Below are 20,987 nucleotides of genomic sequence, written 5' to 3'. Positions count from 1 at the left end.
CTGAGCAGATAGGAGGGGAGGTCAGGCTGAGAGGTCGATGTCGGCCTGTACGGGGGCGCCGGAGCGGCAGGACCAGGGCGAGCAGCCGTCCGGATCGCCGTTCTCCAGTTCGGCGTCCGCGAGCGCGTCGAAGATGTCGCCCTGACGTCCGGACCATTCGTGGGCGGTGACCCGGTCGATCGGTGCCTGGTCCAGAGGCCGGCGGCTGCGGTGCAGGTACGCGTTGGAGCGCTCATGCCGACAGCCCGAAATCGTCACGACCCGGGGACTTGGCGATGGCCCGCTCCGTGATGGCCTTCGTCGCGCGGGCGGAGGCCGGACCGACCACCTTGGCGGCGGGCTCCTTGTACCAAGGCCGCAGGTCGAGCAGCGCCACCCGGATACCAGTGGCGAGCAGCAGCGCCTTCCCCTTGGGGAGCGCGCGGATCGCGTCGGGGGGCAGGATCCGCTCGGTGCGCATGCTCACCGAGGTGGACTTGCCGCCGTCGCTGGTCGACACAGACGTGGTCTGCACGTCGTGGTCACCGACCTGCCTGCTCAGACGATCGGCGAAGTCGGCGTCGTCGATGCCACTTCCGATGATCTTGATCGTGGCGGCGGACCAGAGTGCGTCCATGCCTGTCTCGCCCCAGCACCGCTGGCCCTGTCGGTAGGACTGCAGGATCGTCATCGGGATCACGCCCCGTGAGCCCAGGTGGCTGTACAGGTCGGGGAGATCGGAGATCTTGCACACGTTGGCGGCCTCGTCGAGGACGCACAGGGCAGGCGGGTCGAGCCGCCCGCCGGAGCGCTCGGCGACGACCACGGCCGCGCGCATCACCGCGTCGGCCGCCGCCGCGATGATCGCCGATGCCGAGCCGCCGCCGTCCTTGCTGAGCAGGTACAACGTGTCGCGGGAGGTGGCGAACGCGGAGGGTATGAACTCGGGAAGGTGCTTGTCGGGTGTGACCCAGGAGGCGACGTCCGGGTCGAGCAGGCAGCTCGCGTACTGCCGCGCGGTCTCATAGATGCCGTCCCGCGTTTCCGTGGCCCCGCTGACGGTGCCCTGGAGCTGGGCTGCGACCGCCTCGTGGCCGGCGTCGGTGAGCAGGTCCACCGGCGTGCGGTCGGCAGGGGAGGCGAGCCAGGCCAGTACGTCGGTGATCGGGCGCCGGTGGCTGGCGGCGGCCAGGAACAGTGCGCCCAGTGTGTTGCTCGCGGCGGTGGACCAGAAGTCGGCACCGCTGGATTCGTCCACGCTGGCGGCGACGAAGTGCCCAGCCAAACGTTTCGCCCCGGCCAGGTCGCGGGCGTCGGCCAGGATGTCCCACCACATCTCGCGCGGGTGATGGGCGATCTGTTGCGGGTCGAGGGTCCAGATCGTGCCGACCTTGGCGCGGGCGTCAACTGTCGCGGTGAAGGCGTCGTTCGCCGCCTTGTTCGAGGTGAGCAGTACCGGGCCGGGAGCGGCGAGGATCGCGGGGATCGCCAGCCCGGACGTCTTGCCGGAGCGTGGGGCCATGATCGCGACGATCACGTCCTCCCAGGAGGCGCGGACCTCGGCTTGGCCAGGGGAGTGCGTGCCGACGAGGATCCCGCGGTCCGCGGGTGCGACCTCCTTCGGTTTGAGACCGGACAGGCTCGGCCGCAGGCTCTTCGCCTTGGCGGTGATCTCCTTGTCCATCAGAGGGGCGAGATCCTGCTTGCGGGCAAGGCCGTTTTTCGCACCGCCGTGCAGCCGCAGCCACACAACCAGGCCGGTGATGGTGAGGCAGACGGAGAGCAGCCCGGGGACGACTTGCGCGCCGACCCGCAGAGCGGTGGGGCTCAGGTGCGGCCACAGCGCGTCGGGGTGCAGCAGCGCGTCGGTGGCCTGGAACGGCGTCCAGGGACCGGTGCCGACGAGAGCGTTGGTGAGGTTGCCGGTCAGCCAGGCGAGGGAGCCGAAGGCGATGGCGGCGCCGAGGACGCCGAACAGGAGGTAGAGAAGCGCGTCGGAGCCGGTGGTGGTCGAGGGCGCGCTGGTACGCGGGGCGGGCATGGCAGGTCCAGGGAGGGAGAGCGGACAAGGCGAGGCGGGGCGTGCGGCGCTCTTCTGCTGGTCATCGGGGCAGCTCCTGTCGGGTAGGGGACGACGGTTGGGGGTCAGGCCGAGGTCATCGGGTGCGTGGCGACCGGGGCGGTGGAGCGCTGGTGGGTGGTTCGGATGTCGCGCCGGTGGAGGGCGCGGTCCGCTGGATGGCCGCCTGCGGGGAGGAGGCTCGGGCGGCTTGCGGCCGGCCCGCTTCCGGGTTCTGGGCGGCGGACGGTTGGGTATCCGCGACCGCGTCGTCGCCGAGAACGTCGCCGAGCAGTTCCCTGGTCCGCAGGGCAGGCACCTTGTCGCGGTCCTGGGGTCGCTGAGTTCCGCAGGACACGCGGCGATCATGTCCTCGGCGACCTCCAGCTCCTCCTGGACGTCCCGCAGCATGCGGGTGGCGGCGGCCAGCCGTGTCCACGTCTCGAAGGTCGGGTTGTGGTGCGGGTTCTCGAAGGTCAGACGGGCTCGGGTCCAGTCGGCCGCTGCGGCCACGAGTTCGGTCAGCTGCGGGAGAGCCCCGACCAGCGCTCCGTTGACCTCCTCGATGATTCCGGCGACCTCATGGGGAGTTGCCGTCTCGGTGAGCCGGGCGATCATCCCCGGGACGGAGTACGGGTCGGCCGACGGGTGGGGCAGGTGTCGGACCTGCAGGGGCGTGTCGGAGCCGGGCGCCTTGCCACCGTAGGCAAGCCGGATGTTGTGCTGCATTGCGGCGTCTACGGCCTCGCCGATGCTCGGGTAGAACTCGGGCACTTGATCCTCCTTGGGAGCGGTGTTGGGTCGGTGCCGGGTGGGTTGGACAGACCCCTCGGACCTTGGCCGGTCTGACGGCGGACGCGCTGGCCAGAGCGTCGATGGCTGTCCGCATGAGGCAGGTGCGCGTCAGACCGCCGGAGGGAGGAGGGAGTACGAGAGGAGAGGACCGGGATCACCGGTTCCGAGGGCTGGCGACCTGCGGCGCACCTACGGCTGTACCGACCCCCGGAGACGGAGTTCCGAGCGCCGAAGACGCCTTGGCCTTGTCCGCTGCGGGCGACGTGGCGAGAGCCGCGCTTCGTGCGTCGGGCGGGGCTGGGTACTGCGTCTGCGCCCCGGCGTGGTCCTGCTGCGAGTCGTTGACACGGTGCAGTTCGCGTCCCGCTCCGACGAGTTCCGATTGCGCTGCGCTGACGAACTCCGCAGCGAAGCCGAACCGGTCGGCGAGCGCATACGCCTCGTCGTAGAGGTCGGTGATCTGTTCGCCTGCCGTCTCCAGAGCTTCCCGGAGGCGTTCCAGGACGCCGTGCTCGGGATGAAGGAGGTGATCGACCGCCTGCGCAAGGTCGGCACCGTTCTCGGCGGCCCTGATCTGGTCAGTCAGCCGGAGGACTTCGGCACCGGCGGTGTAGAGCCCGAGAGGGTTGGCCGGGGTGGACAACCGGCTCGTGTTGAGGGCGGGGTCCAGGTCGACGCTGTACCGGGCGGCGCGCAGCATCTCGGCTGCGTGGGAGGCGATGGCGACGCGCTCAGCCTGCGGGGTGGTGGTCGCCAGGCGGTGGCGGCGGCCGTACCAGTCCTCCATCTGCTGGAAGCCGGCGTGCTTGAGAAGAGTGGCGGACAGGTCGTCGCTGGCGCCCTTCGCCAAGACGCTGCCGCTGGGCTCTTTGCTGATGGTGATGTAGGGGGCAGTCACGTGGGTCTCCTGGGCGCGGGGTGCTGGGCGTGAGGCCGGGGGCAGGTGGCCGATTTCGGTGGCGATGCGGTGGCACTCGGTCTGGAGATGGAAGGCGTCGCGGTAGGCGTGGTGGACACCGCCGTCCTCGCGGGCGAGGGTGGCCACGACGTGCACCAGACGGGCCTGGTTGCGCACGGCGATCCACCGGCAGGCGTCCGGATCGCCCTCCGGGCCTATGCCGGTGGCCGCCACCACCCGGCGGGCCACCTCGGCCCACTGCCAGTCGGTCAGGTCGGGGTGCCGGGGATCGGAGCGGACCGAGCAGGCCCACACTGGCCGCTCGGGCGCTCGGGCGCTCGGGCCCCGAGGCGCTCGACGGGTGCGTTGAGGACGCGGGCCAGGTACGTCGGCGCGTCGGGCCGGGTGGGCATCTCGAGCGGGGCGCCGTGGCCGTCCCCCGCGATCAGGCGTGGGTTGGTGTGATTGCCGCGCTCGCCCGGCCCGTACAGATACTCAAGCAGGCTGACGGTGTGGCTGGCGCGCTGCAGGTGGGCGATCACGGCGTCTACCTCGAAGGGAGTGGCGAACGGGAGCCCGGGTGCCGGGCCGTCGGGGAGAGAGGATCCGCAGAATCCGCGATTTGGCCCGGCCGGAGATGGGTGATAGACGCCTGAGGTCACTGCGGCTCGTCGAGGCCCTGACGGTGGAGGTGAAGCCCGCGGGTGGAGCGCGCGAAGTACGGATCGTTGAATGCGCGCGGGCTCGCGATTGCCGAGAGGTTGGCGGTGTGAACTCGACGCGCAAAGTATCGGACGCCGAGCGACTGCCGTCCTGTTCAAGCGCCCTCTTGAAGGCCAAGTTGGCTCACCCCGACGTCGCCTTTCTCCACCTGTACCTTGTAGGCCATGACCGTCGGCCACATCGGTCTCTTCCTCCTGGACTGGGGGAAGAGACAGGGGAACACCGCATTCGATGCCATGCGTTGGGAGACGGAGGAGAGAATGCCGCGGGGGGCTGCGCAGAAGGTAGTGGACCTGCGCTTCGAAACAGGGCATCTCACGCGGGCCGGATCGGGCTTGGAGGTCAGCCTGACCGAACTCGGCGAGGCGGAGATCGTCAGCGCTCGGAGTCGCCGACGGGCTCTGAAGCCCAGGCGGGACTACACCCGCACGGCGTTCGTCCGCTGGCTGTACAAAGCCAGGCCCATGCAGTCCGTCGACTTCGTCAAGGTGCCCGGAAGCATCTACCTCGGCGAGCGTCTTCGCCCCGTCGAGATAGGCGAGGCAGCCAACTACCTCGGCGGCAAAGGTCTGATCGACTTCACGGACTGGGGTGTCGGCCAGCTCTTCGACCCGAGACTGACCGCGCAGGGCATTGACTGCGCAGAGAGTGGGAAGACCGTGTCCGAATTCTTGACTCCGCCTCCAGCGGCGCCGGTGTTCAACGTGACCGTCAACGGTGGCACGAACGTGGTGGGCGTCAACAACACCCAGAACAACGGGCTGTCAGGCACCGAGCTGGTCACATTGGTTGCGCAGTTGCGTGCTTTGGAGCCGCATGTGGCTGAAGCCCAGCGTCAGGAGTACGCCCAAGCCGTGGCGGTTCTTGATGACAGTGGGCAAGACTCCGCGCAGCGTGCGACCGCTTGGCAGAGAATCAAGATTGCGCTCATGCAAACTGGCGCGAGTGTGGCCAGTGCGGAGTTGCTCCACCTCGGGGACCAGGTCGTCCAGGCAATCACCGGGTAACGCCAATGCCGCCTGCTCCTCGGAGAAGCCGTGCCCGGTACGGCAGGACGATGGTGTCCTTGGGCCGTCAACTCCGGCGACCAGGTCGTGAGGTAGTGGGCCAAGCCAGGTTCGCCGCGGTGGGGTCGGCAAGCGGACCAGTCATGTCCGCATCACTGGCAGGGTGAGCGATCCGGTGCCCCGCCGAAGCGGGGCATCGGACGTCAGAAGTGGGGGTTTTCAGTGGGCCGGTCCGCCCCGGTGGCCGCCTCGAGCAGCTCGGTCAGGTCGCCGGGCTCCGAGGAGCGTTGATCAATCCACCAGCCGGCGCAGGTGATCGTACGAGCCGACTGCTCGATCTCCTCCCACTCCGCCTCGCTGGTCCCGCCTTCGAGGACCAGAGTGGTGTACGCGGCAGCCAGGACCTGGTGGCGGCAGCGCACGCCCCAGGCGACGGCGCGCTCGCGGCCTTCGAGGGGCGGCATTCGGTACTGCTGCGACCAGGTTTCGGACTCGGCCTGCTCTTCGGCGCGCTTGGCCTCCAGCCAGGCGGCCTTGTCCTGCTCGTCGCCATCCCTCGCGGCCCGCCAGCAATCGGTGCACTCCTGCTTGGCGAGCCACTCGGCGAACCCCGCGCGACGGTCGGCCGCCCGGGAGGACAGGTCTCGCTCAGCCTGGTGTCCACAGGAATGGGTGATCCGCCAAAGGGTCTTCACGGCCATGGGAACTGCTCCTTACAGGAGTTGGGTCAGCGGTTGCGGGAGAACGCGATGCGCGGGTTCACCGGGCGGGCCGCCGGGCCAGAGGTGGCGGGCGCGGTAACCGGCGCCTTACCCGGCAGGCCGGCGCGGGTGGGACTGGCGGCGAGCGCGATGGCGCTCATCGGGAGCTTGTGAGTGGTGAAGTCCTGACTGCGCTGATGGCGTGCTGCCGTCGTAGGCGCGGGTGAGCGGCGCGCTGCTACGTCCCGGGCGAGGAGGGGCTGCACGGCCACTTGGAGGTCGGCCCGCTGCATCGCCAGCGTGGCAGTGGCGACCTTGCCGAGCGCCTCGCTGCGGCCGGTGGTGATGGGCAGCGTGTAGATGTCCAGGCTCGGGTTGTGCCGCCAGCCGTGCTCTTCCAGGATGAGCGGGCCGCCGAGAGCGGAGGAACTGTCGGCGGTGGCGGCGACCACGCCGAGCTGCGGATGCTCGGCGAACGCGACGTCCGGCTCGAAGCGCGGGGGCCGGTCGCGGGCGGGCGCTGGTCCGGAGGCCGGCGAGGGGTCGAACGCGGCGTCCACGTCGACCCGGTAGCCGGCCTTGCGCAGCAACGCGACGGCCCGGGTGGCACGGCCCTGCCCATCATGCTGCTGGTTGGCCAGCGCGTACAGGTTGGGGTGGTCGGGGACGGGGTGGAAGTCGAACCCCTTCAACACCCAGGCGTTTGCTGCCAGTTGCTTGGGGTTGGAAGCGACGATGCCGAAGTCGGGGTGGCGCCCGACCGCGATGTCGGGAAGCGGGTCGTGCTCGGGGGCGGGCATGGCGGGTCCATCCGGTGAGTGCAGGGGACGAGGGGCGGTCGAGGGCGGGGACGGTTCTGCTGGTGCGGGACATGGCGGGCTCCGAGCTGGGCAGCGGTCAGCGACCGGGTGCGGACGAAGGGCGGGCGGGAGGCAGGGAGGAAGGTGCGGCTGAAGCTGACGGCAGCGCGGGTGGGGTCGTGCGCCGTGCGGTCGGCGAGACCGCGAGAGCGGCGGCGACTCGGGACACCGCTGGTTCCTCCGGTGCGCTCCGCTCCGCCCGGCCTTGGGCCCTGTTGGGGTGGTCGGTATGCCGGTCGGCCAGTTCGCCACGCATGGACCGAATGTCCAACGCGTAGGAGTCGAGCTTCTTGGCGATGTAACGCAGCCGGTTCGCGTAGTGGGGATCGGCGGGTTCGCCCAGGCCCTCCCACCAGTCGGCCGTCGTGTCGAGGGACTCCACGAGACGCTGGAGAACGCCGTCACCGGGAGCGGTCAGCTTGCTCAGTGCGGCGACGACCTCGCCCGTGTGCGCCGCCGACCGGATGGACTGGGTCAGGTGACCGAGCCGGTCGCCGAGGCTGAGCCCCTGATCGCCAGGGGGCGGCAGGCTGGGGTCGAGGAGGCCGGGATCGCACGAGACGTCGAAGCCCTCGGCCTGCAGCATGTCGAAGGCCCGGGTCACCATCTGTCGCTGCTCGGCCAGGTCGGTCATGGCGAAGGGCAGCCGGTGGAAGCGCTCGCGGAACAGCACGACGGGGACGAAGCCCGCACGGTGGAGCACCGCATCGGCGCCGCTCTCGTGGGCAGGTCGCCGCGGTTCCGGTCGGGGCGGTAGGCCGAGCTGATCCAGGCGGGTGTCGATGGCGGCGAGCAGGCGGGGGATGCTGCCGCCATGTCGGGCGTGGGGGCCGTCGGGCTCCGAGTCGTAGATCACTTCGTGGAGCGTGGAGTCGTCGGGATGCCCGCGGGTCACCAACCAACTCTCCGGATACCCGGGCGGATGGTCGGTGGGCGGTTCCTGGGGCGGGGAGATGATCAGGGCGCTGCCGTCGGGAAGTTCGGCGTGGACGATGTGGTCGCTGAGGCCGTACTCGACGGTGCAGGACAGTCCGCGTTGCCGAAGCGGCGCGGTCAGGTGGCTGTACGGGTGGTCATACTCCGACGTGCCAACGGAGGCTGCCAGGACGAAGGGTTCGCTGGTGCGCGCCGTGACGCGTGTGCCCTCGCGCTGGAGGGTGACCAGGGTCTGATCGGGGCGTATGTGGGCTTCTCCGTGGTCGGCCGTCCCCAGCGGTCGACGACGGGGGGAAGCCGCAGCCGGGTGGGGACTGTAGGGGTGGTGGCGTTCGTCGAGGATCCGGCGATCGGACGGTTTGGCCTCGCCGGAGGTCGGTGCTAGAGGCGTCAGCGCGAGCGGCGCACGGCCGGGGGGTCGGGCACCGCCGAGGCGGGCGGCGAAGCGGCAGAGGCACCGAGCTGGCCGTGGGTGGATCGGGCCAGGGCCGCTTGGACCCGCCCGGTGTGCGCGGACTGGCCGACGCCGATCCGGTCGGTCAGGTGATCGGCAGCCCTGGCCAACGCCGCTCCGCTGTAGCTGAGTTCGTCGGCGTAGTGCCAGCCTTCGGAGTTGCGGATCTCGCGGGCTCGTTCCTCGTAGAGCTCCCGCGACCCGGGCATGGACCCCTCCATGAGCGCGATGACCTGATCCCACTCGCGGCGGATCTCGCCTGCTCGCTCCAGTACGGAGTCGATGCCCCGCAGGCGCAGCAGGTCGGTGCTGATCGGGCCGTCGAGGTAGTCGGCCGGTTGCGTGGCGGCCCGGACAGTGGCGAGGACTTCGGGGCCGTGGGCCAGGAAGGTCTCGACGTGCTCCCAGGCGGCGGCGTCCCGGGCCACCTTGCCGTCGGCGTACCCGGCTTCATCGACGGGCCAGCCGTCCTCGTCACAGTACGAGTCGGAGACCGCGTCCCACTGGTCCGAAGCCTGCCTGATGCCGTCGGCGGCGGAGGCCAGGGCCTGGACACGCGCCCGCCATGCAGCCCGCTCGTCGGCATCTTGCGGCCGGCGGTCAGGGGTGGCGGAGGAGTCGGGAGAAGTAGGCATGGCGTTACTCGTTTCTGTACGGGTGCCTCACCGCGAACGCGGCAGCGAGCGCGTGACGGATGGCGGGACCGGAGCCGGAGCGTCGCTCTGCTGGCCGGGGGAAGTTCCCCGGGCCGACGCCGCTGGCGAGAAGCGGACCCCTGCTGCCGCTTGGTGCGACCGAAAGCGGATCTCGTGGTCGACGTTCTCCGCGACGAGATGCAACTCCTCCCCGAGGTCGGTCACCCGGGAGGCGATGGCTTCCAGCTCGGACGCGCTGCTTCGGGCACCGTGCGTGCGACACCACTCGGAGGGTTTCGAGCATCTGATGCAGGCGGGCCACCGCGCCGAACTCCTCGGTGACGGCCTCGCGGAACAGGTCGGTGAACTCCTCGGTCCGGGCTGCGGCGAGGCGGTCGTTCCCGTCAGTTGCCGGTACGCCGCTGTCCGGACTCGCAGCCGGCCGGTCGTTGGGCGGCGCTGGAGCGGGGTGGCGACCTCGACCGCACCGAGCAGGGAACCCGTGACCCCACGGAGGCTCACTGCCGCGCCTCCTTGCGCAGCCTGGAAATTGAGGAATCGTCAGTTGCGGTGAACTCGGCGCTTTTGGCATGCATCCGGGCGTCCGTGTCGAACAGCTCGCGCTCGGCCGGATGCAGGATGTGCTGGGTGATGAAGCTCCGACCTGCGACTTTCCACAGGCCCCGGCCCTTGGTCAGGGCGGACACGGCCTGGGTTTCGATACCGGTCAGGCCGAGCAGCGACGCGGCGGCGGCGAGCTGGTCGGGCTCCTGGCGGTAGATGATGCGGGTGGAGCAGTCGGCGAGTAGGCCCTCGGCCAGGACCCGGCCGCGTGATCCGGCGTCGCCCGCGCTGAGCAGATCGCTGAGGCGGTGGATGACCATCAGGTTGGCGATGCCGAGCCCTCGGCTGAGCTTCCACTGGCTCTGCATGCGCTCCAACAGGCCGACGTGCCTCATCACGCGCCACGCCTCGTCGTAGATCACCCAGCGTCGGCCACCGTCCGGATCGGCGAGCACGGACTCCATCCAGGCGCTGGCGCAGGTCATCGCCAGGACCAGCGCGGTGTCGTCGCCCGAGCCGCCCAGGCGGGAGAGGTCGATGGACAGCATCGGGGTGGTCGGGTCGAAGGCCACGGTCGAGGGCGCGTCGAACATGCCGCTCAAGTCGCCGTGGACCAGACGGCGCAGGGCATGCGCGAGGTCCTGCGCTGCGGCCCCCATACGCCCGGCCTGGTCGCCGAGGGCCCGGTCGAGGAGCTCGGGCGAGCCGAGCGTGTGCGCGATCTCGCCGAGCAGGGGCACGGTGCCGCCTGCCTTGGCTTCGGTGACGACCAGGTCCAGCGCGAGATCGAGGGCCGTGTGTTCCATCGGCTGGAGATCGCGCTTCAGTACGGTGCGCGCGAGGCCGGCCAGGAGCAGGAGACGGCGCTTGCGGACCTCGGTCGCCCAGTCGTCCTCGCTCACCGAGGCGGGCCGGGCCGGGGCATCCAGGGGGTTCAGCCTGCCCGGGAGCCCCGGGCCCAGCGCGATGCTGTAGCCGCCGAGAGCCTGCGCGACGGCCGTCCACTCGCCCTTGGGGTCACAGGGCACGTAGACCCGGTAACCGTGGGCGATCGCCCGAGTGGCGATGGACTTGGCCAGCGCAGACTTGCCCATGCCGATGATCCCGGCCAGGACCGCGTTGGGGTTGGTGAAGCCCTCGATCCGGCCGCTGTTGTACAGCGAGAACGGGTCGTAGCAGAACGCGGCCTCCGCGTGGACGTCGCGGCCGATGAAGATTCCCTCCGCGCCCAGGCCGCCCTCGGCGAGGAAGGGATAGGCCCCGGACACGGTGGCGGTGGTCATCCGGTGGGCGGGCAGGCTGAGCTTGCCGCCGCGTGCCGAGGAGGAGCCGGGGCGACCGGACGGCGGATAGGTCGGCCGCAGCTCCGGGTCGAGGGCCTCCTCGTCGCGGCGCTTGGGCGGGGCTTCGGCGAGGCGAGCCTGGCGCCGGGCCTCGGCGAAACCGGCGCGGGCGGCGCGCTGCTCGGCCCGCGATGCCTTGCGGGGGACGAACAGGTGGGAGGCACTGGCGCGGGTGCGGGGCATGAACGGTTCTCCAGACGGAAGGCAGGGTCAGTGGCGGACGAGGCCGGTGAACGGAGCGTGGAGGTCGGCCGGGGTGGTGCGGCGTCGGACCAGGTGCGCGGTGCGCTGGTGGCGCTGGCAGATGGTCAGCTTCGGTGCGCCTTCTGGCAGGCCGGCCTGGCACGCATCGCGGTCGGGGACCTCGCCGGAGCCGGGTTGGGGGGCCGCGTGGTAGGCGGCGTGGACGTGGTCGGCGGCCTGCCAGATCCGGGTGCGGGCGGCGCTGAGCTGGTCGCCCTCGATCGGCACGAGCTGGCCTGTGCGGGCGGCGTGGGCATCGAGCGGGCCGTGCAGCGAGACGAGGTGGGCGTGCAGGGCGTCCAGCTCGGCGCGGGTGGTGACGAGGGGACCGCCTGGAAGGTTGAGCGCGCGGTGGAAGTCGAGCGCGGCAGTGGCGAAGGGGACGAAGTCCTGCGTGGTCGGGCTGGCGGTGCGGGACATGGGGGTGCTCTTTCGGAAGGGAGGAGGGCCGGCATCAGGCGGCGAGGGCGAGCGGCATGGCGGCGGCGGTGAACGCTTCGGCCTGCTGCCAGGTGAGCGGCCGGAGGTCGAGCTGGGCGCCGACCGCCGCGGTCTCCACGACCGCGCAGGCGGAACGAAGCTCCTCCTCGGAGTCGGCCGAGACGGTCAGCAGGCCGGTCAGGGCGACGTCCGCGTGGCCCGCGATGAGCTGGCGCTCCCGGGACTTGATGTCCTGGTACTCGATGGAGTCCGCTTCGGAGTCGACCTGGCCGCGCCGCGCCCGCTCGGCGGCGTCCGCGATCACGCTGGCCTTCTTGCGCTGGACATCGCGCAGGGCGGCGTCCAGCCCCTTCGGCTCGTACGACAGCGACAGGGTCCGCCGCACCCCGGCGGTGAACAGCAGCTGGTGCAGGAAGCCCGCCGACGTCTCGGTGCGGGGCCAGTTCTTCACCCAATACGTGCAGTGGACGGCGGAGCCGGTCGCGATGTGGTCCGACTTCTCGACGACGACGACCGGGCCCGCGGCGCCGGCGTCGGCCTCGGGACGCCCGGAGGAGGACCAACGATCCAGTGCGGCAAGGGCCTTGGGGTCGTATGCCGTTCGTACGACTGCCGCGATCTCGCGGGCGGTGAGCCAGCCGGTGGGGCTGAGCCCGGCGGTGCGCGCGGCCTGGTCGAAGGTCGAGGTCAACTGCGCCAGGACGCTGAAGGATCCGGTCAGACCGCCTCCGGCCTGGTTGATCAGGCGCCTGGCGGCCTTGGCGTCCAGCGAGACCGCGACGTACGCCTCGTGCGGGACAGCGGCCGGGCCGGCGCTCTGGATCAGCTCGCTGTAGACCTGGCCGGCCACAGAGGCATCGGGCTGGCCGTGCTCCTCCCAGTACCGGCGCAGCGCGTCGCCGGAGTCCGGCACGGTGCGCTCGATCACCTGGATCCGGGCGACCTGACCGGTGCGGGCCAGTGCGGCGAGGGCGCGGCCCCAGCCGCTGACGTTGGCGTTCTGGGTGCCCGGGTCGAGCAGCGCGTAGGCGCGGGAGGACACCTTGACGACGGCGGTCAGCGTGCCGGTGTGGGGGTCGTGGACGGCGCCGTACCGGCGGTCGGGTGCGCTGACCACGCGCAGGCTGGCGGCGGTCCCGGGCAGGTGGAGGAGTCCTTCGCGGACCGGGCGGCGGGATGGCCGGCACAGCCAGATCAGCTGGCCCCGCATCCGGCGCAGCGCGTACCGGGTGACGATCGGAGCCCAGTCGGCCAGGGCCCGGCCTCGGTAGCGTACGAAGACGAGCAGGGCGATGCCGGCCCACAGCGGGATGAGTTCGAGAGCGCCGACCACGCCACGGGCGAGGATCACGGCGAGCAGGAAGAGGCCGGCGAGGCTCACGACGATCAACTGCGGGGCGGTCAGGCCGAGCAGGATGCCGCGCCTGCTGCGGTGTGGGAACTTCACTGTGGCCGTGGTGACTTCGGCCTGGGGGTTGTCAGACAAGGCGGTTCCAGACAGTGGGAGCGGGCGGGAAAAGACGGATGGCGTGGCGCTTTTCTGGAGGTCATGGCAGGACTCCGACTCGGGTGGTCGGGGATAGGGGGGCGGGCTGGAGGGAAGCAGCCCGCCCCCTGGGTGGTGGTGGGTCAGGACCCGGACGGCGGCTGGTGGGGTTAGACCCAGTTCGTCGGAGTCGGGGAGCCTGTCGCCGAAGGACCGGTGGAGGGCGGCGGCGGTGCGGTGGGACCAGCGGGCGGCGCGGCACCTACGCGGGTCAGGCTGCTGCCGGGAATCGACGCGCCAGCGGGCTGCGCGGCGGGATGAGTGTTCCCATCCGAGCCTCCTGCTTCGGTGTCGGCAGGCCGTGTGATCAGTGCGGGGATGCCGGGGCGCTGGATCAGGGCGCGGCCCTTGTCGCCGGAGGCGTTCGGGTCCTCGCCGTACCGGAAAGTGGTCCGCGGCTTGGGCGGTCCGGCGTCGATGCCCTCCTTGCTCAGGTTGCCGCCGGTGGGGTTGATGCCGGAGGCGACACCGTCGCTGCCTGCGCCGGGGACCTGACTCGGCCCCTGCGGAGCAGGAGTGCCGGTGCTGGCCTGCATCGCGAGGCTGCCCGCGGTCTTCGCGGCCCCTACGGCGACCGCCATGCCGGCGACGCCGGTACGGTGCAGGTCGTCGTGCCCGCCGCCGTCGGTCGCCCAGTGGACGAACTTGTAGGTGGCGTACGGGCAGAGCAGGACCAGGACCATCACGACGATGCCGGCCATCGCGTCGGACAGGGCGGCCATGCCGTCCTTGGCGCCGGACTTGCCCATCGCTGAGACGCCGATCAGAAAGACCACGGTCATCAGTAGCTTCGACACGACGAGGGTGGCGGTGGCCTCGATCCAACCCCGTCGCCAGCGCTTCGCAACCTCCCAGCCGCCGCCCGATCCGGCGAAGACCGCGAGGGCGACCATGATCAGGACGCCGACCTTACGGGCGACCATCACGCCCCAGTACATGAACGCGCCGATCGCGCAGCCGAGGGCGACCAGAGCTGGGACGCCCCAGCCGAGGCCGTACATCGCCCCCAACTCGTTGACCTTGATGACACGACGGATCGCGTCGTCCACTGAGCTGTTGGCCGCTTGGAACAAGCCGTCGGACAGGGCGTCGACCACCGTGATGGCCACGGAGGTGAAGGCGACGGCGCAGAAGGAGAAGAGAACGCCGGTCATCGTGCCGATCGCGGCTTGGGCGAGGGCGCGTTCGTCCCGTCGCCAGGCCGCGAACATCAACTGGATGCAGAACGTGCCGACGGTCAAGGCGAGGCCGATGGGCAACAGCAGCTCGTAGTTGTCACGGAACCAACCGGCGTTGAGATCGATGGCGGTGGTCTCGTTGACGGCCTTGGCAGCAAGGTCGGCTGCGCTGGCGGCCAGCTCACCCGCTGACTTCGCGATCCACGCTCCGATGCCGTCGGTGACGGTCCCGGCGGGGTTGGTGGCGAAGTCGACGGCGCCGCAGACCGTGTCCATCAGCGGAAAGTCGCAGACTCCCATGGCGATACCTCCTTTCTGGGGTGGGGGTCAGGGCGCGACGGCCGACAGGACACCGGCCAGGGCGCAGGGATGGGAGGGGCGGCACTGGACCGCGAGGGTGGTGACGCGGTTCTCGGCGCCGCCGTGCGGCGAGCCGTTCCAGGCGATCGACTGTTTGCCGGAAACCGTCACGGCGTAGACGTACGCGGTGGTGATCGCCCCGGGGTCCGCCTGCAGGGCCTGGGTGAACGAGTCGGGGAAGTGCGCCTCGTTCACGGTGGCGGTGGCGAACTGGCCGTTGGCGGCGATCTCCTTCCACAGCACGCGCGAGGGGGCGAGCACGTCGACCGAGGCGGTGTCGGCGTACTTGGGCTCGCTGGTCAGCCACTTGTGCAGGGCGGCCAGCAGCTCATGCTGGGAGTAGGTGCGGGTGTCGTAGGACCACAGCGCTGCGGCTGCCGCCTTACCGAAGGTGATCGGGTCGTGCGTGGACGGGGGAACGGGCAGGGCGCTGCGGCTCCCGTGCGGCGGTGACGAGGGGGAGGCAGAAGCGGTCGGGGAGGAGGGGGAAGCCGAACTCACCTGTGGTGCAGGAGCCTTGGAGGAGGTCCTGCCGTCGCGGGTGAGGTAGGCGGCCAGGCCGGCGAGGGCGACGAGCACCACCAGGACAGCGGTGCCGAGCAGCGCCCGGCGGCGCACGCGAGAAGCGCCGCCGGGGTTCGTGGGACGGGGAGGCATCAGTGGACCTGCGTCCCCAGCGTGCTGAAGAACGCCACCACACCGTTCGCGGCACCCAGCAGGAGGGCCGCGCCGGCGCTGACCAGCACGCCCTTCTTGCCGTTGGCCTCGGCCTGGTGGCCGCCGGAGTGGTGGCCCCAGGCCCATACGCCCGCGCTGACGGCGAGCGCGCCGACCACGGCGATGATCCCGAAGAGGTTGATCGAGCCCATCACCTGCTTGAGGACCGCCAGGCCCGGCAGCCCGCCCCCGTTCGGCTTGATCCCGGGGTCGTAGGCGAGCTGGACGACCTTGTTGGCGAGGTACACGATTTTGAACTCCAGTTCGATTTAGGGGCGCGCCAAAGCCCGAGGGGGCGAAGCGTCAGTGCAAGGAGGGGGGAGGGAGAGAAGCGCCGGTCAGAGGACGCGGCGGGCCGCGAGAATCTGCGGCTTCCAGGACGCGAGGGTCGCGAGGCGGACCACGTCGCCGCTGTGCGGGGCGTGCACGATCAAGCCCTTGCCGACGACCATCCCGACGTGTTCCGGGACTTCGGCAGTCCCCCTGGTGAAGACGAGGTCACCGGGCTGGAGAGCGTCGACCGATACCGGCTTGCCCTCCTTGACCTGCGTGTACGTCGTCCGCGTGAGGGTGACCCCGGCGGCCTTGTACGACTGCTGCATCAGGGAGGAGCAGTCGCAGCGGCCCATGGGGTCGCTCCCGTGGGAGTCGGTGCAGCTCCCGCCCCACTGGTACGGGGTGCCGAGTTGGCCGAGCGCCCAGCGGATCGCCGTCTGGACCTTGGGCGGAGCGTCTGCCGGGATCTTGTATCCGGTCGGCACCGTGCCGGGCGGGATGGTCCCGAAGTCGGTGCCGTCCCCGCCGGCCGTACAGTCGCCCGCGGTACTCGGCGGAGGACTGGCCGTGCTGTCCGAGCCAGATGGCGAGGGGCTCGGCGACGTGCCGCCGGCCTTCGACAGCAACGGCTCGATCGCCTGCTGCAAGGCGGTGGCCAGGGGCTCCCGCTTTGCGTAAGCCTCCGGGAAGCCGGACTTCTGCACCGCCTGGGCGGCCTGGGTGACGGACAGGGACTGCCAGCCCGAGACCTTCTCCAGCGCCTCGTAGAACATCGTCGAGGCGTGCACCGGGTCGAGGATCTCGTTCGCGGTGCCCCAGCCCTGTGACGGCCGCTGCTGGAACAAGCCCAGCGAATCGCGGTCGCCGAAGGTCAGATTCCGCAGGCCGCTCTCCTGCAGAGCGGTCGCCAGGGCCACGATCTGACCCCGGGCCGGGATGTTCCTCGCGACGCCGGTGGCCTGGATGGTCTTGGCGTTGGGGATCTGATCGGCCGGGTCGTCCAGGCCCGGCACGGAGACCGTGCCCTTGCCGCCGCCGTCCAGGATCGCCTTCACCTGAGCGGCAACGGCTGAGGTATCCACGGCCTGCGTACCGCCGGTTGAGCAGGAGGCCGAAGCAGTCCCGGCCCCGATGGCGAGGATCGGAACGGCCAGCAGAAGCGGACCGGAGGCGAAGAGACCGACGACTGCTCCGGTGGTCTTTTTCATCGCCGCCGCGGTTCGCCGGGGCGGACAGCCCGGCCGGGCAACGGGGCTGGGTCAGGGCGTGGGCGTATCAGGGCGTGCTGCATCGCAGCGGCTCCTCGCGGTTCGTAGGAGGCGCGGTGCCGACTTCTCGTGCAAAGCTGGCGGCACCGCGCCGATGTGAATCCGCCTCTCAGGGCGGGCCTGGGTCAGGGGAGTTGGTAGCTCCCGGACGCCGGTCTCAGGTCATGCGCGGCAGCCAGCCGCGCTCGTAATCTCAGGCGGTGCACCGGGTCTCCTGACGGCTTCGGGAACGGGAGGGGCAACGCGCCTTCCGGGCCGCGTCTTTGGACGCGATATCACGGATCAGCACAGGTCAGCTGGGGTGGAGCTGGGCTCCACCTCGGTGACACGGCTGGACAGTAGACCGGGATCCCGGCCGCACCAAACGGCCGCCGAACCCGGGCCCGAAGCACGGCACAGGCTCGTTAGGTGCGGCTGGAAATCGCGGCTAACCTCCGGCGCAACCCCGCTCCGAACGGCCGCTGTTGACCGCCGTCCGGAGGTGGCCCAGTCCCGTCGTGCCCCTGAAAGAGGCCCTGCACATGAGCTACACGCTGCACCGAGGCGACGCCCTCTCTGTGCTGAAGACCCTCCCGGACGAGAGCGTCAATGCCGTCATCACCGATCCCCCGTACAACTCCGGCGGACGCACCAGCTCGGACCGCACCGGCCGCACCGCCCGTGCCAAGTACGTCACGGCCGGATCGGCGCACGACCTGCAGAACTTCCCCGGCGAGAACCGCGACCAGCGGAGCTATCGAAGCTGGCTGACCGCGCTGCTCACCGAGGCGTACCGGGCCGCGACCGAGCACTCCGTCGCCATGGTCTTCTCCGACTGGCGCCAGGAGCCGACCACCAGCGACGCCCTGCAGATGGCGGGCTGGACCTGGAGCGGCACGATCCCCTGGATCAAGCCCGCCAGCCGGCCCCGCAAGGGCGGGTTCAAGCAGTCGGCCGAGTTCATCGTCTGGGGCGTCAAGGGCAGCCTCGAAAAGGACCGGGACCTCTACCTGCCCGGCCACTTCGTCGCTTCCCAGCCCCGCAAGGACCGCGTCCACATCACCCAGAAGCCGGTCGAGATCATGCAGCAGCTCGTGCAGATCTGTCCCGAAGGTGGCACCGTCCTGGATCCCTTCACCGGCAGCGGCTCCACAGGCGTCGCCGCCTTGCGCGAGGGCCGGCAGTTCGTGGGGGTCGAGCTGTCCGCGCATTACGCCGATGTCGCTGAGGCGAGGCTCCGAGCGGAGCTGACCCAGGACGACTTTGTCCTGGCAGGACCGGAGGCATGAGTATGAGAGCGACCGGACCGGGCCGACGGACCGCAGACGGACAAGGGCGGCTGGTGCATCGAGAAACCGAGGCACCAGCCGTCCTTCCTCTTGCGTCAGGCGGCCTCGAACGCCCGCCGGATCAGCGGTCCAGCCTTCTCCAGGTCGGCTGCCGAGGCGATACGCACCTCCAGGTCGCCGGTCCCGAGATGGCCGATGCCACGCATGTCACGGGAGAAGCCCTCCTCCAGTTCGACCGTGTCCGGGTCGACCTTGAGGTAGACCAGGATCGCCTCGTGCTTCGGGCGGAAGATGACGGAGGCGACGTTCACCATCCGTCGGTAGGCGATGTAGTGCCGAAGCTGAGCCACCTCGACCTCGCCCCAGACGGTGAGGGCCTCGTCCAGCTCGGCGTACAGGTCCTGCAGGCAGCCAGGAACCGCACCCGCAGTAGCGGTTGCCTGAGCGGACGTCTTCCCGCCTTCGCCGACGGCACCAGCCGTGACCTCCCGCTCGCGGCTCTGGCGACGATCCGAGACCGGTCTCGTGGATCCGGGCGTGGACTCGATCAGCAGCAGGCTCAGCAGCCCACCCTCGAAGACGCGGTAGCGCACCAGGTCGATCCGCTCGCGCAGACGGTGCACTGCGACTCGGTCGTGGTGCGAGAAGCCAGCGGCGATGCAGACCATACGAGGGGTCCGCCAGTCGATCGACTCGGCTGCCTGGGAGCCCAGCTTCTCCTTGACCAGTGCCTCGAACTCGTGACGCGCGGAGTCCAACCACGACAGGTAGGAGACAGCCTGAGAAGACACCGCTGTCGGCGCCTTTCTTGTATTCGACATTACCGACCGCAGGAGCTCGATGTCGGCTCTGAACTGCGACGATTCGTAGACTACATGTCCGTGACGACGGGATGGGCTCTTCGGAGTCGCCAGTTGAGGTGATCCTGTTGGCGGCGGTGTTGTCGCTGCACGGACGCTGGAAGGCGAAGGTGGGTCCCGTCGGTGCCCACCGCCTGTGGGTGCGTTCCGTATGCGGGGAATGCCCAGCCGTCTGGTGAAAGGGCTATTGCAACTCGATCACCGACAGGCCCTCTGCCTCGCCTATGGCCAGCAACGCCTCCGTGCACGTCACCGTATTGACCGGAGACCTCCGATGCAGCGTTGCCACGCATCTTCCCCCGCTTGGATCCCACAGCCGAATCGTCCTGTCTCCGCTGCCTGAGACCAATAGGTGGCGGCCGACCGATGTAGTGCCGAAGGCCACCGAGGTCACCGCTCCGGTATGGCCACTCAGCGGCTGGCCCGCAGGAACACCAGTATCGGGATTCCATAGCCGCACCGTGCCGTCGGTCCCAGCGGATGCCAGTAGGAGGCAGCCATTTGCTGTGGTGCTGAAGGCCACCGAGGTCACCGCTCCGGTATGGCCGCTCAGCGGTGGGAGGGTGGGGATGCCGATGCCGGTGGTCGGCTCCCACAGCCGCAGGGTCTTGTCTCGGCTGGCTGAGGCGAGGAGGAGGCGGCCGTCAGCTGTTGTACCAAACGCCAACGACTCGATGTATTGGGTATGACCGACGTTTGATGTGCCAGCGAGGATGCCAGCGATGGGGTCCCACAGCTTAACAGTGCCGTCAACGCTGGCCGAGGCGAGGAGAAGGCGCCCGTCGGGCGTGCTACCGAAGGCCACTGAGGTCACATGGTTGGTGTGGCCAGCGAGTGGTACGCCAGCAGGGGCACCGGTAGTGGGATCCCATAGCCGCACAGTCGTGTCCCGGCTGGCAGACGCGAGGAGGAGGCTGCCGTCCGGTGTGGTACCGAACGCCACCGACGTGACTTCCCGAGTGTGGCCGATGAGCGGTTGGCCGAAGGGGGCACCGGTGGTGAAATCCCAGAGCCGCACTCTGGATCCCCCGTCCGCAATGGCGACGAGGAGGCGGCCGTCGGGCATTCTGCCGAAGGCCACCGACTTGGCTCGGGCCATGCGGCTTGGGGATGGGCCTTGGGGGATGCTGTAAGTCGTGGGGTCCCACAGCCGCACTTTACCGTCCAAGCTGGCGCTGGCCAGGAGCAGGCGGCCGCCCGGTGTGGCGCCGAATGCCAAGGAGGTGATGACGTTTGTATGACCGTGGAGTGGCGCGCGATCGGGCGTGCCGGTGATGGGATCCCACAGCCGCACGTTTTTGAGTCGGGTGGCGGACGCGAGGAGCAGGCGGTCGTCCCCTGTGGTGCCGAATGCAATCGCCTTGGCGGAAGTGGTATGGCGTGGCAGGGCCCTGATGGGGACGCAGGTCTTGGGATCCCAGAGTCGTATAGGTTCGATTCCGCTGGCGGCGAGGAGGAGGCGGCCGCCCGGTGTGGTACCGAACGCTACCGAGAGGATGCTGTGGGTTTGGTGGTCAAGTGGTGGGCTGGCCGGGGCGCCAGCGATGGGGTCCCACAACTGCACCATCCCGTCCTCGCCCGCGGTGGCGAGCAGGAGCTGGCCGTCGGAAGCAGTGCCAAATGCCACTGAGGTCACCGCTCCCGTATGGGCGGCAAGTGGTGCGCCGGCCGGGGCACCGGCGATGGGGTCCCACAGCCGCACCGTCGAGTCCCGGCTAGCGGTGGCGAGCAGGAGCTGGCCGTCGGAAGTAGTGCCAAATGCCACTGAGGTCACCGCTTTCGTATGGGCGGCAAGTGGTGCGCCGGCCGGGGCACCGGCGATGGGGTCCCACAGCCGCACCGTCGAGTCCCGGCTAGCGGTGGCGAGCAGGAGCTG

19 protein-coding genes are annotated in these 20,987 nt (G+C 70.1%); 2 read left to right on the top strand and 17 right to left on the bottom strand.

Features of this window, described 5'->3' with window-relative positions:
- Positions 1-21: 21 nt before the first annotated feature.
- The 4 genes from ACWD35_RS39980 to ACWD35_RS39965 all read right to left on the bottom strand — a co-directional run bounded on the left by ACWD35_RS39980 (position 22) and on the right by ACWD35_RS39965 (position 4,273).
- Positions 22-258, bottom strand: coding sequence for a hypothetical protein (locus ACWD35_RS39980; protein WP_451356267.1), 237 nt, complete (start codon positions 256-258; stop codon positions 22-24).
- Entirely contained in the window at positions 233-2,020 is a 1,788-nt protein-coding gene (locus ACWD35_RS39975) for a type IV secretory system conjugative DNA transfer family protein (protein ID WP_451356283.1), read from the bottom strand. The genes ACWD35_RS39980 and ACWD35_RS39975 overlap by 26 nt, the downstream gene beginning before the upstream one ends.
- A gap of 967 nt (positions 2,021-2,987) precedes the next feature.
- Complete coding sequence (locus ACWD35_RS39970; protein WP_451356266.1) at positions 2,988-4,046, bottom strand: hypothetical protein; 1,059 nt, start codon at positions 4,044-4,046, stop codon at positions 2,988-2,990.
- Positions 4,001-4,273, bottom strand: a complete 273-nt coding sequence (locus tag ACWD35_RS39965; protein ID WP_451356265.1) for a hypothetical protein — start codon at positions 4,271-4,273, stop codon at positions 4,001-4,003. Before ACWD35_RS39965 ends, ACWD35_RS39970 begins: the two co-directional genes overlap by 46 nt.
- 345 nt (positions 4,274-4,618) lie before the next feature.
- Between ACWD35_RS39965 and ACWD35_RS39960 the strand changes: the two genes are divergently transcribed.
- Positions 4,619-5,461, top strand: a complete 843-nt coding sequence (locus ACWD35_RS39960; RefSeq protein ID WP_451356264.1) for a hypothetical protein — start codon at positions 4,619-4,621, stop codon at positions 5,459-5,461.
- Between the two features lie 203 nt (positions 5,462-5,664).
- On the opposite strand, the gene ACWD35_RS39955 is transcribed toward ACWD35_RS39960, so the two are convergent.
- From ACWD35_RS39955 to ACWD35_RS39905, 11 genes are all read right to left on the bottom strand, one after another.
- Positions 5,665-6,162, bottom strand: a complete 498-nt coding sequence (locus ACWD35_RS39955; protein ID WP_451356263.1) for a hypothetical protein — start codon at positions 6,160-6,162, stop codon at positions 5,665-5,667.
- Between the two features lie 26 nt (positions 6,163-6,188).
- Entirely contained in the window at positions 6,189-6,962 is a 774-nt protein-coding gene (locus ACWD35_RS39950) for a hypothetical protein (protein ID WP_451356262.1), read from the bottom strand.
- A 97-nt stretch (positions 6,963-7,059) separates the two neighbouring features.
- Positions 7,060-7,917, bottom strand: coding sequence for a hypothetical protein (locus ACWD35_RS39945; protein WP_451356261.1), 858 nt, complete (start codon positions 7,915-7,917; stop codon positions 7,060-7,062).
- A 431-nt stretch (positions 7,918-8,348) separates the two neighbouring features.
- The gene (locus ACWD35_RS39940; protein WP_451356260.1) at positions 8,349-9,047 is read right to left on the bottom strand and encodes a hypothetical protein; all 699 of its coding nucleotides are present in this window, start codon (positions 9,045-9,047) and stop codon (positions 8,349-8,351) included.
- Positions 9,048-9,565: 518 nt separating this feature from the next.
- Entirely contained in the window at positions 9,566-11,137 is a 1,572-nt protein-coding gene (locus tag ACWD35_RS39935; RefSeq protein WP_451356259.1) for an ATP-binding protein, read from the bottom strand.
- A 27-nt stretch (positions 11,138-11,164) separates the two neighbouring features.
- Positions 11,165-11,617: a DUF6238 family protein gene (locus tag ACWD35_RS39930; RefSeq protein ID WP_451356258.1), complete on the bottom strand. Its 453-nt coding sequence runs from the start codon at positions 11,615-11,617 to the stop codon at positions 11,165-11,167.
- Between the two features lie 34 nt (positions 11,618-11,651).
- Positions 11,652-13,124 (bottom strand): SCO6880 family protein, encoded by a 1,473-nt coding sequence (locus ACWD35_RS39925; RefSeq protein ID WP_451356257.1) that lies wholly within the window; start codon positions 13,122-13,124, stop codon positions 11,652-11,654.
- Between the two features lie 170 nt (positions 13,125-13,294).
- Positions 13,295-14,662: an SCO6881 family protein gene (locus tag ACWD35_RS39920; RefSeq protein WP_451356256.1), complete on the bottom strand. Its 1,368-nt coding sequence runs from the start codon at positions 14,660-14,662 to the stop codon at positions 13,295-13,297.
- Between the two features lie 27 nt (positions 14,663-14,689).
- The gene (locus ACWD35_RS39915; RefSeq protein ID WP_451356255.1) at positions 14,690-15,379 is read right to left on the bottom strand and encodes a hypothetical protein; all 690 of its coding nucleotides are present in this window, start codon (positions 15,377-15,379) and stop codon (positions 14,690-14,692) included.
- On the bottom strand, positions 15,379-15,687 hold the full coding sequence (locus ACWD35_RS39910) for a DUF6112 family protein (RefSeq protein ID WP_451356254.1): 309 nt from the start codon (positions 15,685-15,687) through the stop codon (positions 15,379-15,381). The genes ACWD35_RS39915 and ACWD35_RS39910 overlap by 1 nt, the downstream gene beginning before the upstream one ends.
- 90 nt (positions 15,688-15,777) lie before the next feature.
- Positions 15,778-16,923 carry a C40 family peptidase gene (locus ACWD35_RS39905; protein ID WP_451356253.1) on the bottom strand — a complete coding sequence of 382 codons (1,146 nt, stop codon included), beginning with the start codon at positions 16,921-16,923 and terminating at the stop codon, positions 15,778-15,780.
- A 581-nt stretch (positions 16,924-17,504) separates the two neighbouring features.
- Here ACWD35_RS39905 and ACWD35_RS39900 point away from each other — a divergent pair.
- A complete protein-coding gene (locus ACWD35_RS39900; RefSeq protein WP_451356282.1) occupies positions 17,505-18,251 on the top strand; it encodes a DNA-methyltransferase in 747 nt (248 codons plus the stop codon).
- A 95-nt stretch (positions 18,252-18,346) separates the two neighbouring features.
- Here the strand turns inward: ACWD35_RS39900 and ACWD35_RS39895 are convergent, their stop codons facing one another.
- Together ACWD35_RS39895 and ACWD35_RS39890 are read right to left on the bottom strand one after the other, a co-directional pair.
- Positions 18,347-19,042 (bottom strand): DUF5655 domain-containing protein, encoded by a 696-nt coding sequence (locus tag ACWD35_RS39895; RefSeq protein ID WP_451356252.1) that lies wholly within the window; start codon positions 19,040-19,042, stop codon positions 18,347-18,349.
- 253 nt (positions 19,043-19,295) lie between these two features.
- Positions 19,296-20,987, bottom strand: a 1,692-nt coding sequence (locus ACWD35_RS39890) for a WD40 repeat domain-containing protein (protein WP_451356251.1), incomplete at its 5' end; no start/stop codon positions are given.

The organism is Streptomyces sp. NPDC002671, assembly GCF_053592475.1.
Note: the sequence above shows the minus strand (reverse complement) of the source record. Positions and strands in the feature narration are given on the sequence as shown.

Coding starts and splice junctions, on each gene's coding strand:
- ACWD35_RS39905 (WP_451356253.1), bottom strand. CDS start 16,923: ATGAAAAAGACCACCGGAGCAGTCGTCGGTCTCTTCGCCTCCGGTCCG.
- ACWD35_RS39975 (WP_451356283.1), bottom strand. CDS start 2,020: ATGCCCGCCCCGCGTACCAGCGCGCCCTCGACCACCACCGGCTCCGAC.
- ACWD35_RS39940 (WP_451356260.1), bottom strand. CDS start 9,047: ATGCCTACTTCTCCCGACTCCTCCGCCACCCCTGACCGCCGGCCGCAA.
- ACWD35_RS39960 (WP_451356264.1), top strand. CDS start 4,619: ATGACCGTCGGCCACATCGGTCTCTTCCTCCTGGACTGGGGGAAGAGA.
- ACWD35_RS39930 (WP_451356258.1), bottom strand. CDS start 11,617: ATGTCCCGCACCGCCAGCCCGACCACGCAGGACTTCGTCCCCTTCGCC.
- ACWD35_RS39950 (WP_451356262.1), bottom strand. CDS start 6,962: ATGCCCGCCCCCGAGCACGACCCGCTTCCCGACATCGCGGTCGGGCGC.
- ACWD35_RS39915 (WP_451356255.1), bottom strand. CDS start 15,379: ATGCCTCCCCGTCCCACGAACCCCGGCGGCGCTTCTCGCGTGCGCCGC.
- ACWD35_RS39935 (WP_451356259.1), bottom strand. CDS start 11,137: ATGCCCCGCACCCGCGCCAGTGCCTCCCACCTGTTCGTCCCCCGCAAG.
- ACWD35_RS39955 (WP_451356263.1), bottom strand. CDS start 6,162: ATGGCCGTGAAGACCCTTTGGCGGATCACCCATTCCTGTGGACACCAG.
- ACWD35_RS39920 (WP_451356256.1), bottom strand. CDS start 14,662: ATGGGAGTCTGCGACTTTCCGCTGATGGACACGGTCTGCGGCGCCGTC.
- ACWD35_RS39900 (WP_451356282.1), top strand. CDS start 17,505: ATGAGCTACACGCTGCACCGAGGCGACGCCCTCTCTGTGCTGAAGACC.